General features: G+C 46.4%; 16 protein-coding genes and 1 pseudogene. 3 read left to right on the forward strand and 14 right to left on the reverse strand.

Annotated features, from left to right (window positions below; genetic code table 11):
- Nucleotides 1-39 precede the first annotated feature (39 nt).
- The 7 genes and pseudogenes from QUA36_RS17695 to QUA36_RS17725 all read right to left on the reverse strand — a co-directional run.
- The gene (locus tag QUA36_RS17695; RefSeq protein ID WP_333458568.1) at nucleotides 40-1,311 is read right to left on the reverse strand and encodes an APC family permease; all 1,272 of its coding nucleotides are present in this window, start codon (nucleotides 1,309-1,311) and stop codon (nucleotides 40-42) included.
- 538 nt (nucleotides 1,312-1,849) lie between these two features.
- A complete protein-coding gene (pstB, locus tag QUA36_RS17700) occupies nucleotides 1,850-2,701 on the reverse strand; it encodes a phosphate ABC transporter ATP-binding protein PstB (RefSeq protein ID WP_333458569.1) in 852 nt (283 codons plus the stop codon).
- Between the two features lie 56 nt (nucleotides 2,702-2,757).
- Entirely contained in the window at nucleotides 2,758-3,738 is a 981-nt protein-coding gene (gene pstA, locus QUA36_RS17705) for a phosphate ABC transporter permease PstA (RefSeq protein ID WP_333458570.1), read from the reverse strand.
- A gap of 75 nt (nucleotides 3,739-3,813) precedes the next feature.
- A complete protein-coding gene (gene pstC, locus QUA36_RS17710; protein WP_333455111.1) occupies nucleotides 3,814-4,815 on the reverse strand; it encodes a phosphate ABC transporter permease subunit PstC in 1,002 nt (333 codons plus the stop codon).
- Nucleotides 4,816-5,017: 202 nt separating this feature from the next.
- The gene (pstS, locus tag QUA36_RS17715; RefSeq protein ID WP_333160995.1) at nucleotides 5,018-6,046 is read right to left on the reverse strand and encodes a phosphate ABC transporter substrate-binding protein PstS; all 1,029 of its coding nucleotides are present in this window, start codon (nucleotides 6,044-6,046) and stop codon (nucleotides 5,018-5,020) included.
- A 210-nt stretch (nucleotides 6,047-6,256) separates the two neighbouring features.
- Nucleotides 6,257-7,480: an NYN domain-containing protein gene (locus QUA36_RS17720; RefSeq protein WP_333458573.1), complete on the reverse strand. Its 1,224-nt coding sequence runs from the start codon at nucleotides 7,478-7,480 to the stop codon at nucleotides 6,257-6,259.
- 102 nt (nucleotides 7,481-7,582) lie between these two features.
- Nucleotides 7,583-7,687 (reverse strand): annotated as a pseudogene (locus QUA36_RS17725) (IS1/IS1595 family N-terminal zinc-binding domain-containing protein); the annotation flags it as partial.
- 190 nt (nucleotides 7,688-7,877) lie between these two features.
- Here QUA36_RS17725 and QUA36_RS17730 point away from each other — a divergent pair.
- A complete protein-coding gene (locus tag QUA36_RS17730) occupies nucleotides 7,878-9,386 on the forward strand; it encodes a UbiD family decarboxylase (protein WP_333458571.1) in 1,509 nt (502 codons plus the stop codon).
- Nucleotides 9,387-9,570: 184 nt separating this feature from the next.
- Here QUA36_RS17730 and QUA36_RS17735 read toward each other — a convergent pair whose 3' ends face one another.
- Genes QUA36_RS17735 through QUA36_RS17745 form a run of 3 tightly spaced genes read right to left on the reverse strand, consistent with a single transcriptional unit; the run spans nucleotide 9,571 to nucleotide 10,249 of the window.
- Entirely contained in the window at nucleotides 9,571-9,783 is a 213-nt protein-coding gene (locus tag QUA36_RS17735) for a helix-turn-helix transcriptional regulator (RefSeq protein ID WP_333213319.1), read from the reverse strand.
- A 20-nt stretch (nucleotides 9,784-9,803) separates the two neighbouring features.
- Nucleotides 9,804-10,016, reverse strand: a complete 213-nt coding sequence (locus tag QUA36_RS17740; RefSeq protein WP_333213320.1) for a helix-turn-helix transcriptional regulator — start codon at nucleotides 10,014-10,016, stop codon at nucleotides 9,804-9,806.
- Between the two features lie 20 nt (nucleotides 10,017-10,036).
- The gene (locus QUA36_RS17745) at nucleotides 10,037-10,249 is read right to left on the reverse strand and encodes a helix-turn-helix transcriptional regulator (protein ID WP_333174585.1); all 213 of its coding nucleotides are present in this window, start codon (nucleotides 10,247-10,249) and stop codon (nucleotides 10,037-10,039) included.
- 129 nt (nucleotides 10,250-10,378) lie between these two features.
- Here QUA36_RS17745 and QUA36_RS17750 point away from each other — a divergent pair, with 129 nt between their 5' ends.
- Both QUA36_RS17750 and QUA36_RS17755 read left to right on the forward strand, forming a co-directional pair.
- On the forward strand, nucleotides 10,379-10,621 hold the full coding sequence (locus QUA36_RS17750) for a hypothetical protein (RefSeq protein ID WP_333458572.1): 243 nt from the start codon (nucleotides 10,379-10,381) through the stop codon (nucleotides 10,619-10,621).
- Nucleotides 10,622-10,778: 157 nt separating this feature from the next.
- On the forward strand, nucleotides 10,779-11,567 hold the full coding sequence (locus QUA36_RS17755) for a DUF4058 family protein (protein WP_333311504.1): 789 nt from the start codon (nucleotides 10,779-10,781) through the stop codon (nucleotides 11,565-11,567).
- A gap of 80 nt (nucleotides 11,568-11,647) precedes the next feature.
- On the opposite strand, the gene QUA36_RS17760 is transcribed toward QUA36_RS17755, so the two are convergent.
- Genes QUA36_RS17760 through QUA36_RS17775 form a run of 4 tightly spaced genes read right to left on the reverse strand, consistent with a single transcriptional unit; the run spans nucleotide 11,648 to nucleotide 13,234 of the window.
- Nucleotides 11,648-11,959 (reverse strand): type II toxin-antitoxin system RelE/ParE family toxin, encoded by a 312-nt coding sequence (locus QUA36_RS17760; protein ID WP_333160983.1) that lies wholly within the window; start codon nucleotides 11,957-11,959, stop codon nucleotides 11,648-11,650.
- Nucleotides 11,956-12,210 (reverse strand): hypothetical protein, encoded by a 255-nt coding sequence (locus QUA36_RS17765; RefSeq protein ID WP_333160981.1) that lies wholly within the window; start codon nucleotides 12,208-12,210, stop codon nucleotides 11,956-11,958. The genes QUA36_RS17760 and QUA36_RS17765 overlap by 4 nt, the downstream gene beginning before the upstream one ends.
- Before the next feature lie 59 nt (nucleotides 12,211-12,269).
- Nucleotides 12,270-12,941, reverse strand: a complete 672-nt coding sequence (locus QUA36_RS17770) for an energy-coupling factor ABC transporter ATP-binding protein (RefSeq protein ID WP_281363590.1) — start codon at nucleotides 12,939-12,941, stop codon at nucleotides 12,270-12,272.
- Nucleotides 12,942-12,964: 23 nt separating this feature from the next.
- Complete coding sequence (locus QUA36_RS17775) at nucleotides 12,965-13,234, reverse strand: hypothetical protein (RefSeq protein ID WP_190663726.1); 270 nt, start codon at nucleotides 13,232-13,234, stop codon at nucleotides 12,965-12,967.
- Nucleotides 13,235-13,709 lie beyond the last annotated feature (475 nt).

Raw genomic sequence — 13,709 nt, forward strand, 5'->3', positions numbered from 1 at the left:
CCTCTACAATGCGGAATGCTGTTTCAATTTATCACAATTCTAGTTTTTCGCCGGGAGTCGGACGATCGCCCGCCAAATTAAACCGGCGGCAATTAATGCCAATCCTGTCAGCCAAATTTGCCTCTCCACCCAAAAAGCCAGAAACAGACAATTCCCCAAACCCACCCAAGCCAACCACTGCGGATAAAGTCTTTCGGCGGGGGAAAGTTGCAGCGCGGCGAGGTTGGTGATAGCGTAGTAAATCAAAACGCTAAAAGCGCTAAATGACCAAGTGGTTTTGACATCGCCGACGAGGATTAAAAGTGCGATCGTAACTTCCACAACCACCACAGCCACGTAGGGAGTTGTCCCCGAAGGATTCAGCCGCGCCAAGACTCTCGGCATATCCAAGCGTCGCCCCATCGCCAGCCAGATGCGCGACAGCCCTAAAATTAAGTTCAGCAAGACTCCCAACATAGCGGTAATTGCGCCGATGGCTAGCAGTTGAGAAACTCCGGGAATTCGGAAACTCCGGGCGATGACTTCCAAGGGTGCAGTCGTGCCCCCTGTTTGTAAAGACAATTTATCGGCTCCCCCCGCGCCCGCGACAACTACTGCTACCCCGACGTAAAGCAGCATTGTCAGCACCAAAGTGAAAATTATGGCTTTGGGAATGGTTTCCCTCGGTTCTCGCACTTCCTCGCTCATTGTGGTGATGCGGGCGTAACCGCTATAAGCGACAAACATCAGGGCGGTGGCCTGGAAGATGGAGCCGATCGAGCTATTATTCTGTACGGTGGCCATTTCCCACCTTACCTCTGGCAAACCGACAGCAACAAACACCGCTAAGGATAGAAGTGTAACTGAGACTATGGCTGTATTGGCAATATTCGATCGCCTAATTCCCGTCAATACAATTAAAGTGAGGGTGGCGAGGGCGACTAAAGCTGTTAGGATCAAGTAAGTGCGATCGGCTACACCAACTGCATTTAAAAAATACCCCGCAAAACCTAAAGCAGCAGTAGCCGCAGAAGCCGTTTTCGCCAACAAAAACATCCAGCCTGCAGTGAAACCCAGCCAAGGATTGAGATATTTGTAGCCATATTCATAAGTACCGCCGCTAACAGGATGATTTGCCGCTAATTGAGCGCTGTTAAGGCCATTGCAAACAGCAACAAAAGCTGCAATACCTACAGCCAAAATCACTCCCGGCCCAGCAACTTCCGCAGCAATGCCGATACTCACAAATACCCCAGTGCCCACAATCGAGCCCAGGCCCATCAGAGTAGCGCCGAAAATACCCAACTCTCGCTTCAGCAGTGTTGAAGACATAAATATAGCAGGCAAGATGCCTGCACAAAAATATTTGTCTGTTGTGGAACAGGCATCTTGCCTGTTCTGAAGACATAACTATAGCAGGCAAGATGCCTGCACAAAAATATTTGTCTGTTGTGGAACAGGCATCTTGCCTGTTCTGAAAGAGGTTCAAGATTTGACAACTCTCCGCCCTAGAAGGGCAGAGATTCTTGTATCATTCAGTCCACTTAATAAGTACAGCTTCCTGTACTTACCGCAAGATGGTTCTGTCCTCAAGCTTTCGACTCATTGCAGAGTCTTGTTCCCGTGTGCCCCACGGTACAATTCAAAACCCAAAATACTGGTTTCTAGGCGTACTTGTTGCTCGAAGTTTTTACCCGCGCAAGCTTTTCTGCGCCCAAGCCCATAACTTCAGTTTTCAAGGTGCGTTGCCTTCCAGCGACTGGGTTTTTAATGTGGTTGAATACCCTAGCCACATTACAATATTATCACGACCAAGAATAAAAAGTCGTCCTAGAAGGAGGGGGCTTTAGACCCAATTTTTTGGTAAGTATTAACCGAAACGGCCTTGAATGTAATCTCTCGTACTCGAATTGCCCGCAGAAGTAAAAATCTTACTTGTCGGCCCAAATTCAACCATGCGGCCGATGCGACTTTCATCAGTATTAAAAAATGCCGTGTAATCAGAAACGCGAGCAGCCTGCTGCATATTGTGCGTCACAATCACAACAGTTAACTGCTGCCGCAGAGTCTGAAATAACTCCTCAATCTTCATCGTGGAAATCGGATCAAGAGCCGAACAAGGTTCATCCATCAGCAAAATTTTCGGCTTCACAGCCAAAGCGCGAGCAATACAAAGTCGCTGCTGCTGTCCCCCCGAAATCCCCTGAGCCGATTTCTTCAAATCGTCTTTGACTTCATTCCAAAGCGCCGCACTTTTGAGTGCAGATTCCACAATTTCATCTAATTCTGCTTTGCTTTTGCGACCAAAAATCCTCACCCCGTAAGCAATATTATCGTAGATGCTCAGCGGAAAAGGATTTGGTCTTTGAAACACCATCCCAATTTGGCGGCGCAAACTATTAATGTTTACTTTCGGGCTGTAAATATCCTGTCCAAAAAACTCTACTCTTCCTTTAATTTGAACCTTTCCCTCCAATTCACCAATCCGGTTGAGAGCTTTGAGAAAGGTAGATTTGCCGCAACCTGAAGGGCCAATAATAGCCGTAATTTGCGGGTGAGGGATATTCATCGATAAATTTTCTAAGACTTTGTGAGTTCCGTAATAAAAACTTAAGTCCTGAACCCGCAGTGCTGGCATTGCATTGGGGTCAATTTCCGGGGTTACATCGTCTAGGAATTGATGTGTATAGTCGTCGGATTTTAAGTTAGCTTTAGGTTTCATTATTGGTCTGGTTATATTGTTAATATTTGACTTAGAGATGCACTTTAGCTATTGATTTATCGGTTTTGCACGCGTTTCCGAGTTACTATACGGGATGCGACGCTAGCAATCAAAACCATGCCCAAAAGCACAGAGGCAGCAGTCCACGCCAATTCGTTCTGCTCCTTGTAAGGAGAGCTGGCGTAGCTATATATTAATACCGACATAGAAGGAGTCGGAGTCAGGAGTGTTTCGGGAATTTCTTTGAGTTTTGAGATAGTTTCTACACCTATAGGAGACTGCATTATCTCGCCCAACTTATCAACTAAAGGAGGCCAAAATTGACTCGACAACGCCGTTACAATCAGCGGTGCAGTTTCCCCGGCGGCCCGGGAAGCAGCGAGTAAAATACCTGTGGTAATAGTTGGAAGTGCTGAGGGTATGATAATGCGAAACATAGTTTGAAAGCGTCCGCCTCCCAAACCAGCAGAAGCGAGGCGGTAAGAAGTAGGCACTAATTTTAATGCTTGTTCTGTTGTCAGAGCAACAACTGGAAGCATGATGATACCGAGGGCAAAACCGCCTGCTAAGGATGAAAATGCTTTGGTGGTAACGACGATTAGGGCGTAGGAAAAGACGCCAACTACGATCGAGGGAACGCTGCTGAGAATGACGGTGATAAAGCGAATGCTATTGGCGATAGCTTTGTTTTCTCTACCAAACTCAGACACAAAAATTCCCGTCATTACGCCTATGGGGACGCTTATTACTGTAGCAATTCCTACCATTAAAGCAGTGCCGATAATCGCATTGGCAAAGCCGTTAGGCTGGTCTTCAACTCCTACGGGTGCTGGTAGAGACACTAGCACTTCCCAGCTCAAATGTGTGAGTCCTTCCCCCAGAATATTGTATAAAATAGCAAACAAAGGGAGCAAAGCTAGAGCTGTCAGAGCGAAAGCGATAACTGTCATTCCCCGGCTGAAAATAGTTCGGCTTAGGGACAGGGGGTTGTTGATTTCTGCATCCAGAATACTGTTTGAATTTTGTGCTTGAGTCATGCGATTTTAGATTTTAGATTGAACCAGCGGATAAATCCGGCGGCGCGGCTTGTGACCAAATTGCTTGCGATGATGCTAATTTTTAGCTCCCTTGGCCCCAATTAGCTGAACTAACAATACTGCGATCGCATTTACAAACAAAGTAATCACAAATAAAATTAAGGCTAAATACATCAAAGCGCCGATGTGCAGCGGTTCGAGAGCTTCTCTAAATTGACTCGCCAAAACAGCAGGAATTGAGTAGCTGGGAGCGAGCACGGATGGGTTAATTTGAATCGAGTTGCCAATCACCATTGTGACGGCCATTGTTTCGCCTAAAGCGCGTCCCAATGCCAAGATTGTAGCGCCGATAATTCCTGAACTAGCTGCTGGTAATAACAGCTTAAATATTGTTTCCCAGCGAGTGGCACCGAGAGACATCGAAGCACTTCGCAAATCTACTGGAACTGACAGCAAGACATCGCGGCTGATGGCGGCTACTGTGGGCAGAATCATAATCGATAAAAGTATCCCAGCGGGCAGCATTCCGGGGCCTAAAGGTTCGCTGCTGAACAAGGGAAACCAACTGAAATTATCAAACAATGACTGCTGCAATGGCAACAAAAAGGGAATCAAAACAAAGATTCCCCAAAGGCCAACTATTACGCTGGGAATAGCCGAGATTAATTCAACCATGAATCCCAAGGGCGATCGCACCCAAAGGGGTAAGAAGTTCTCGCTAGTAACTATAGCTACTGACAGCCCTAAAGGAAGTGCGATGATTATGCCGATCGCAGAACTAATTACAGTACCGTAAATAAACGGCAAAGCCCCAAACTGCAACTCGCCGATATCCCACTTGCGATTCCACAAGAATGAGAGTCCAAATTGGCTAATAGCAGGCCAAGCATCTTTAAAAATTACCGCACTCATCCAGAACAGCGTACCCGCTGTCACTAGGGCAAAACCCCATACAAATAGTGTAAATCCTGACTCCATCCATAGACCTTCACCAGCAGTATCTGTCAAATCTACTTCTGTGTTTATTTCTGTCTGTTTCCGAGTCAATCTCTTCGGTTTTTTTGAAATATTCGTCATACCGGAATTAGTGCGTAAAAAGTGAAATATTTGCTTAAAAGAAGAGCAATTCTAATGCACTGGCTGCGCGCTACGCACCTGGTATGTAAGGTACGCATTGCGTACCTTACACAGTAAATTTAGCGCACATTAACCTGATAGTTTATGAATTTTGAGTTATCGATTTAACTCGTCAACTCCTAACCCCGCGCGATCGCCAGAATTAACCTCTGGCAACCACAGTCTGATTAACTGTTTGAACCACCTTTTGAGCTGTAGCTGAAGGAATGCTAGTAAACTCTAACTGTTTGTTGATACCTTGACCTGTAGTCATCACCCAATTAACCATCTTTTTAATAGCCTCTGCTTTCGCAGCAGGATACTGTTTGTAGATTAACAGCCAAGTCAAACCAACAATCGGATAACCGTCGTTAGGATTGCCTTCTACTAAGCGGAAGTCGGCGGGGAATGTTTCCCCTGCTAAAGCTTTCTCTGCTTCAGCCAAGCTAGGATCTACAAACCGGCCAGCTTTATTTTGAATAAATGCTGTTTGGAGATTGTTTTGCCGAGCATAAGTATCTTGAACGTAGCCGATCGCACCCGCTGTATTCTTCACCAAAGCAGCTACGCCGGGGTTTCCTTGACCCCTGACAGGGCTTCCTGGCCAACTCGGCTGAGCGGCAGCTTTGATGCTGCTACCAGTTGCCTGCAAGTGATTAGCAAAAATAAAGGTTGTACCGCTGCTATCTGCGCGTACAGCTACTCGAATGGGAGTATTTGGCAAGTTTTTAGCTTGTCCAGAAATTCCGGCTATTTTAGGATCATTCCAGCGAGTAATCTTGCCTTCAAAGATGCCGTTCATGGCATCCTTATTTAGCCTCAGATTGGTCACTCCGGGCAAGTTGTAAACAACTGCAACAGCACCGCCAGCAGTGGGAATTGCCATGACGCCGCGCTTTACTTCGGCTATTTGCGCCGCCGTCATCAGCGCGTCGCTGCCTGCGAAATCAACATTGCCTCCAATGAATGCTTTGATGCCAGCACCGCTGCCAGTTCCTTCGTAGTTTACAGTAATTTGATTTGCACTTCTCATCTGAGAGAAGTAGCGATCGTAAAGAGGTTTGGGGAAAGTTGCTCCCGTACCGTTTAGTGTGACGGCTGCTACAGCGGAACTAATCAAAGTCAGCGAAAATGCTGCTGCTGCTAGTGTCACTATAAAACTACGTCGCCAACGTCCTGTGAAAAAATTCATATTCCTCCTCTCCCTTAATAGCCGACTTTGCAAATCTCCTCCATAGGATAGACTGAAACATCCAAAGAAAAGGATCTAAAAGAATAAGCTTGTTTTAAATTTTGGTTAATTTTAGATTAAATAATAAAAGAATAAGCTTGTTTTAAATTTTGGTTAACTTTAGATTAAATTTTCATACCGACAACTCGGAAACCGGATTTCTTAAATAAGTCAGGGATCTGCCTGTGCGATCGCCACTTGATGATCCTTACCCTTTTTCTGAACTTTAAATTTTTGGCATGACTGCAAAAAATCGTAAAAATTGCTACCCAAATGCAGCGATTGCAGCTTTTTAGTAATTGGTTGACCGTATTGCTTGTGAAATTCGGTGGCTACCTGGTTAATGCCAATGTAATTGCCTGGAGATTTAGCAGTTAATGCCAGTACAATATTTGCTATAGATGCTTCCAGGGCGGCTGAGGACTCTGTTTTTGAAGCTGCTGCTGCTTTTGGAGCGATCGCCACTTGATGTTCGTTACCGAGCAATTCCATTTTGAAAACAGACGGACGCGATTTAAAAAAATTAATTAAACTAGAATCAGGCAAAAAATTTTTCACAAGTAAATCGGCATGACACTGATATTTAGTATAAAATTGTTTCTTGATTTTTGTTACAGGAATAGCATTCTGTTTTAACTCAACTATCGCTTTCGCAATCATTGCTACAAGTATCTTTTCTAAAGCATCCAGCGAATTAATCCCAATTGAATTTACTGACTTGGTTTCGGGAACTTTTTGGGATTCAATATCTAGATCCACGACAAGAGGAGTGACACACTCTTTAGTCCCAGAAGAAATTTTGTCCTCTGCTGACTCCAACAGTGTTGCTGCATGGGAAGTTGTAGAATTGAACGCAACATTACGGCGCTCTTGAAAAAGCTCAGCCACACTAGAAAAACGAGCGATTCGCTCATCAATAGATTTGTGTTCAGCCTTCAACAACTCTGCAACTTGATTAGCCAATTCTTCAAAACTAGGGATTTCCTCTTCCCTTTCGCAAGAATAGTGCTTGCTCTCACCATTCTGACAGTTTTCTACAGACAAAACAGAATTTTGCCGACGCACCCGAAACACAGTCAATCCCTGATTTTGCAACTGATTGCAAAGATGATTTAACAAACCATCCGAAGAACAGACAAAAACTTGTCTGACATCCCGATATCGATATAAAATAGCCGCGCCAAAAGCAATCATCTTACCATCAGCACTATTAGCACCACCCGGAACGTGAATTAGTTCGTAACCGCGATCGTAAAGTTCAGCATCCAACTTGCCGATACTTGGGTTTTTCCAGTTAGCAAAAGCAATTTTAACTTGCAGGGGATAGTCGCACAAACCGGCTAAAAATTGTTCTGTATTAACCTTAAGTTTGAGATTTTCGGCATCTAACAGCAAAATCGCAATCCCGCCGGACTCTGTGGTGGTTGCAGGGGCGATTCCTTGCGGGATAGTTTCGTTTAACCGTGTTTCGGTGCATTTGCCATTTAAAGAGTGCGGGCCGGGCGGCTCAAAAAAATGTTTGCGGCAAGCTTTGCAAAGATACCGCTGGTGCCCGTTGGGACGGCCGTTTTTACGAACTTCGTCTGATTCGCATCTTGGACATTTCATGTAACCCATTATGCAGCCTACTCCCGAACCGAACAAGGCATTACCTATCTTCTTCTTTCTCTTCCTTCGCGCCCTTCGCGTCTTCGCGGTTCGTTAAATAGATATTCTTTAAGCGGTTCAGGAGTAAATTGTGGCAGTCGATCGGCTCATAATAACAAAAGAACGTTAACAATTCTTAAAAAAAATGGCTAGAGACTTGCGGGGATTCCTAAAACTGCTCGAAGAACGGGGACAACTGCGCCGGATTAGCGCTTTAGTCGATTCCGACCTCGAAATTGCCGAAATTTCCAACCAAATGCTGCAAAAAGGCGGCCCTGGACTGCTGTTTGAAAACGTCAAAGGGGCCGAATTCCCCGTCGCAATCAACCTGTTGGGTACGGAAGAGCGCGTTTGCTGGGCGATGAACATGGAAAAGCCGATCGAACTAGAAGAGCTCGGCAAAAAACTGGGAATGCTGCAACAGCCAAAACCGCCGAAAAAGATTTCCCAAGCGATAGAATTCGGCAAAGTGCTGTTTGACGTAGTGAAAGCTAAACCGGGCCGCGACTTTTTCCCAGCTTGTCAGCAAGTGGTATTTGAGGGAGAAGGGGTGGATTTGAACAAAATCCCGATGATTCGCCCTTATTCGGGAGATGCGGGCAAAATTATCACCCTGGGTTTGGTAATTACCAAAGATTGCGAAACGGGCACGCCGAATGTGGGGGTTTATCGGTTGCAGTTGCAGTCAAAAAACACGATGACTGTACACTGGTTATCGGTGCGGGGCGGGGCGCGGCACTTGCGGAAAGCGGCGCAGGCTGGTAAAAAGTTGGAAGTTGCGATCGCCCTGGGAGTTGACCCGCTGATTATTCTCGCCGCAGCAACGCCAATTCCTGTAGATTTATCGGAATGGTTATTTGCGGGACTTTACGGCGGTTCCGGCGTGCAATTGGCGAAGTGCAAAACCGTAGATTTGGAAGTACCGGCGGACTCGGAAATCGTGTTAGAAGGAACGATTACCCCCGGTGAAGTTCTGCCCGACGGGCCCTTCGGCGATCACATGGGTTATTACGGCGGCGTGGAGGATTCGCCGTTGGTGCGGTTCCACTGCATGACGCACCGCAAAGACCCGATTTATCTGACCACATTTAGCGGGCGGCCGCCGAAAGAAGAAGCAATGATGGCGATCGCGCTTAACCGTATTTATACCCCTATTTTGCGGCAGCAAGTATCGGAAATTGTCGATTTCTTCTTACCGATGGAAGCGCTGAGTTATAAAGCGGCAATTATCTCGATCGATAAAGCATATCCCGGTCAAGCGCGCAGGGCTGCTTTAGCATTTTGGAGTGCATTACCGCAGTTTACTTACACTAAGTTTGTGATTGTTGTCGATAAAAGTATCAACATTCGCGACCCGCGTCAAGTAGTTTGGGCAATTAGTTCTAAAGTCGATCCAGTTCGGGATGTATTTATTCTGCCGAATACGCCCTTTGATACGTTAGATTTTGCCAGTGAAAAGATTGGTTTGGGAGGCAGAATGGGGATTGATGCTACTACGAAGATGCCACCGGAAACGGATCACGAATGGGGGGAAGTTTTGGAGTCCGATCCGGATGTGGCGGCGATGGTCGAAAGGCGTTGGGCTGAGTATGGTTTGGCAGATTTGAATTTGGGAGAAGTCGATCCGAATTTGTTTGGATATGAGATGAGGTAGGGAAGCGAAACAATGTTGTCTCCTGGCTTTTTTGAGTAAAATACAATTTCTCAATTGCTGACAATACAGTAGGGACACAACAATGTTGTGTCCTGGTTTTTTTGAGTAAAATACTAGAAACACAACATTATTATGTCCTTAGACCATCAACTCTCTTTGAGTCTTCACGAGCATTATTTTTTCTTTACTGTTCCAAAATCTCAACTAAATCTTCGATCACAATATCAAACACGCGAGCCATTTTGTTCAAATCCGTATAATCTACAGTTGCCAGCTTGGGAGAATGGGCATAGCTTCTAACCGTACTGTCAGGAATGCCCGATCGCTCAGAAACTTCTTTTAATGTCCAACCCTTCTCTTCGGCTAGTTCTCGAACCCGCAATCGAATTAGACCCATCTTCCCGCTGACAAATCAGTTTACCGTTCCAAAACCTCAACCAAATCTTCGATCATCAAATCGAAGACAGCAGCAAGTTTTTGCAAAGCCGTATAGTCTACCGTTGCCATTTTGGGAGCTTGGGCGTATTTTTTAACCGTGCTGTAGGGAATTCCCGTTCTGTCAGAGACTTCTTTCAGCGTCCAACCCTTCTCCTCAGCTAGTTCTCGAACCCGCAAACGAATTAGCCCCATCTTGCCGCTGATAAATCAGTTTACTGTTCCAGAATTTCCACTAAATCCTCGATCGCAATCTCAAAAGCACGAGCCATCTTGTCCAAAGCCGTGTAGTCAACAGTTGCCATACCTGGAGAACTGGCATAGGTGGCGATCGTAGTGTATGGAATACCCGTTCTGTTGGAGACTTCCCTGAGAGTCCAACCCTTCTCTTGAGCGAGTTCTCGAACTCGCAGTCTAATTCGTCCCATTCCGCCCTTGACAATTACGACTACTCGTAATTCAATGATTATACAGTTAACAGCGATCGCCCCGTGACCTGAGAAATCTAGAGCGATCGCCTTTCTTCAACCACCCACAAAAGTGGGAAGGATTTTCCTATGATACCAAAACAATCGACTTATCGCGATCGACTTCAACCTTGGCATCTAATTCGCCACCTCCCCAACTGTCAGCGGTTAACAGTCGCCCGTTTCGCCCGCCGCCCCGATGCCGAATCTTACCTCAAAGCACTGCGCCACTTAATGCCCGCAGTCCCGCATACAATTGTGTTCGTAAATGCGGTGTCTGTGTTGGATGAAAACAGCGTGTCAATTCCGATGCAATTGTCGATCGAAGTTTAAGCGTTGAACAGTGCGAACAACAGATAAGATGCCGGTTCCACAAACATTAAAATATGTTGTGGGGTGGGCATATTGCCCGCCCAAGAAACAGGCAAGATGCCTGTTCCACAAATATTCAACTAAACTAGAAATAGATTTGAGTCAAGGAGTCACATCAATGCCATCTCCCTTTCCCGGTATGGACCCGTATTTAGAGCATCCTGAACTCTGGCCTGCCCTACATCACTTGTTAATTAGTGAAATTTTTAGATTTTTGTCTCCCCAACTGCGTCCTAAGTATTTAGTCTCGTTGGAAGTGAGAATCTATGAAACCGCTGACGACAATTTATCAATTGGCATTCCTGATGTAAACGTAATTCAGCCCAGAACTACAACCGAATTAATCACATCAAACGTAGCCGTTGCAGCGCCACCCACACAACCCTTGACAGTAAATATTCCCATGCCCTACCAGGTTCGGGAAGGCTATTTAGAAATTAGAGAAAGAGGAAACCAAGAATTAATCACCCTGATTGAAATCCTCTCGCCTAGCAATAAGCGCCCAGGAAAAGGACGACAAATGTACGAAGAAAAGCGAGAAGAAATTTTATCCAGTCGCACTCATTTAATTGAAATAGATTTATTGCGGCGCGGTCAAAAAATGCCAGTTATTGGCAATGACATTGAAAGCCACTATAGCGTTCTCGTGTGTCGGGGAAATCGCCGTCCCAGAGCAGATTTGTACGCTTTTAACGTGCAGAACCCGCTGCCTGCCTTTCCTCTGCCGCTGCGATCGGGTGATACTGAACCTGTCATCAATTTGCAGGAATTATTCACTCAAATTTACGACATAGCAAGTTACGACCTGAAGATAGATTATCGCAACTGGGAAGTCATACCACCGCTGTCAGAAGCCGATACACTTTGGGCAGATGCTTGGTTGCGCGATCGAGGATTGCGAGATTAATTTGGTATCAAGCTGGCACGCTGCTACCTGATCTTGAAGCTCTTCACCTTCCAATGCTTCATGGCTACTCACTTACACGGTCAATCCTCATCAGATTGTGAGAATAAAACCCGTAAATCCCGATAACCGCTGACGACTCGCAAAACTTCAATACCTTCCTCAATAGCACGATAGAAAATTAGGTAATCATCGATCGGGAAACTTCGCACCTTGGGAGCCAGTTCATCCCGCTTCTGTCCCATACTGGGAAAGCTTGCCAACCTCTTGCACCGATCGTTAATTCTATTGAGCAACCGTTCCGCAGCATCAAAGCTGCTGTTATCAGCCACATAGTCAATGATCGCTTCGATATCTGGACTCGCGGGAACTGTGAACTTGCAAACATGGATCATTGACCTACCTGAGCTTGCTGCTGTCGTAGTTTGTCCCGCAACCTTTGAAACATCACGTCAGCATCGATGACATCTCCTCGATCCGCCGCAGCAATTCCGATCTGCACTTCTTGCTGGAGTTCCTTAAACCGCCCTTTATAGATATGCTCCCACTCATCCGAATCCAAAAACTCGATGAACGCTAACACCTCTTGTTGCTTTTCAGGTGGCAAGACCCGCACCTTATCGATGATGGCTTCTTCAACGGTCATTTTTTTGCTCCTAGCGACTCTTTGACTTCTACCGCTATTTTACGTCCGCTACTTAACAGCTAAACATCTTGACTTTGCATCAACCGCTGCTTCAAACGCGCCGGATCTCCGCGATCGACAACTTGGCCCTTTTCCAACAAAAAAGCCCCATCACAATAATTCAACTCATCCAAACGGTGAGTCACCCACAAAGCCGTAATCCCGCGATTTTTCACCAACCGCTGCACCGCCGCCACCAAATCCAACTGAGAATCAGGATCTAACAAAGCCGTCGGTTCATCCAACAGCAGAATTTCGCAGTGACGGGCGATCGCCCCAGCAAGAGCAATTCGCTGCTTCTGGCCCCCACTCAAAGCATAAATCGGCCGCCGCTGCAAATCCAGCAAATTCACAGCCTCCAAAGCCTCCGCCACCCTCTCCCGCACCTGAACGTTAGAAAGCTTTTCCTCCACCAAGCCAAAAGCCACATCCGCACCCACCGTCGGCATAACCAATTGGTGGTCGGGGTTTTGGAACACAAAACCCACTCGCCCGCCCAGGTCAATTTCCCCCGACTGGGGGTGCAGCAGCCCAGCCATCAGCCTCAGCAGCGTAGATTTGCCACTGCCGTTAGTGCCCAAAAGCATCCAAAACTCGCCCTTGGGTACATCCAGAGAGCAACCTTGCAACACTCGATCGCCCGACGGCCAGCAAAAACCCAAATCCCGCACAGCAACGGCTGACTGGCTCATATCGGCACCAACACCCCCAGCCCTCATTCTGCTGTCATCGAGACAAAGCCAGGGGATCTGCCTGTAGATGACGCCCCCGATTTCTGAGAAACCACCACCCCAGAAATCTCGCTGCTGAGTACAGCCACCTTTTTCTCAGGATTTTTCTCGCAGGTGAGTTCCAAAATTTGCGGTTGGGAGTTGCGAATCGCCGCCAGTACCTGCTGGTAAACAGTCTCAGCGTCCTCCTCCAACTTCCGCTGCACCGACAGCGAGACGGGCGTATTTTTCACAATGATGTCAATGCTGAACATATAGTCTTAAAAACCTAAGTTTGGAGCTCTATCCTCAGTATATATATAGGACTTACCCACGGAAACCCAGTTTCTTAGAAAAATAAGAGGTTGAGGCCGATATATCTACCAAGCCACCGGGCTTCTGACGCAAAGTGCAAACTCTCCTATATATTAGAAGCTCCCCAATGCAGGGCAAGGGCTTCGGGGACTTCGGGGGCTTCGGACAAGTCAAGATCCGGAAGTTTTTTAAGAAAAACTTGCTCTTGTAAAGAATTACCTCTATAATCGTCAATACGGTAAAGAAAAGTAAACTCTGTTCATAATCCAACTTGTTTTCTGCTAAGCAGAGGCAACGGTTGGAGACTAATGACGAGAGAAAGATCCGCTGTAATTATATCCATTTGGAGATTTGCGTAATGACAATCGCAGTCGGACGCGCCCAGACCGAAAGAGGCATATTTGATGTACTCGACGACTGGCTCAAACGCGATCG

It is taken from the genome of Microcoleus sp. Pol10D4 (assembly GCF_036701555.1).
Taxonomy (GTDB): domain Bacteria; phylum Cyanobacteriota; class Cyanobacteriia; order Cyanobacteriales; family Microcoleaceae; genus Microcoleus.

Coding starts and splice junctions, on each gene's coding strand:
- QUA36_RS17695 (WP_333458568.1), bottom strand. CDS start 1,311: ATGTCTTCAACACTGCTGAAGCGAGAGTTGGGTATTTTCGGCGCTACT.
- pstB (WP_333458569.1), bottom strand. CDS start 2,701: ATGAAACCTAAAGCTAACTTAAAATCCGACGACTATACACATCAATTC.
- pstA (WP_333458570.1), bottom strand. CDS start 3,738: ATGACTCAAGCACAAAATTCAAACAGTATTCTGGATGCAGAAATCAAC.
- pstC (WP_333455111.1), bottom strand. CDS start 4,815: ATGACGAATATTTCAAAAAAACCGAAGAGATTGACTCGGAAACAGACA.
- pstS (WP_333160995.1), bottom strand. CDS start 6,046: ATGAATTTTTTCACAGGACGTTGGCGACGTAGTTTTATAGTGACACTA.
- QUA36_RS17730 (WP_333458571.1), top strand. CDS start 7,878: ATGGCTAGAGACTTGCGGGGATTCCTAAAACTGCTCGAAGAACGGGGA.
- QUA36_RS17735 (WP_333213319.1), bottom strand. CDS start 9,783: ATGGGTCTAATTCGATTGCGGGTTCGAGAACTAGCCGAAGAGAAGGGT.
- QUA36_RS17740 (WP_333213320.1), bottom strand. CDS start 10,016: ATGGGGCTAATTCGTTTGCGGGTTCGAGAACTAGCTGAGGAGAAGGGT.
- QUA36_RS17745 (WP_333174585.1), bottom strand. CDS start 10,249: ATGGGACGAATTAGACTGCGAGTTCGAGAACTCGCTCAAGAGAAGGGT.
- QUA36_RS17750 (WP_333458572.1), top strand. CDS start 10,379: ATGATACCAAAACAATCGACTTATCGCGATCGACTTCAACCTTGGCAT.
- QUA36_RS17755 (WP_333311504.1), top strand. CDS start 10,779: ATGCCATCTCCCTTTCCCGGTATGGACCCGTATTTAGAGCATCCTGAA.
- QUA36_RS17760 (WP_333160983.1), bottom strand. CDS start 11,959: ATGATCCATGTTTGCAAGTTCACAGTTCCCGCGAGTCCAGATATCGAA.
- QUA36_RS17765 (WP_333160981.1), bottom strand. CDS start 12,210: ATGACCGTTGAAGAAGCCATCATCGATAAGGTGCGGGTCTTGCCACCT.
- QUA36_RS17770 (WP_281363590.1), bottom strand. CDS start 12,941: ATGAGCCAGTCAGCCGTTGCTGTGCGGGATTTGGGTTTTTGCTGGCCG.
- QUA36_RS17775 (WP_190663726.1), bottom strand. CDS start 13,234: ATGTTCAGCATTGACATCATTGTGAAAAATACGCCCGTCTCGCTGTCG.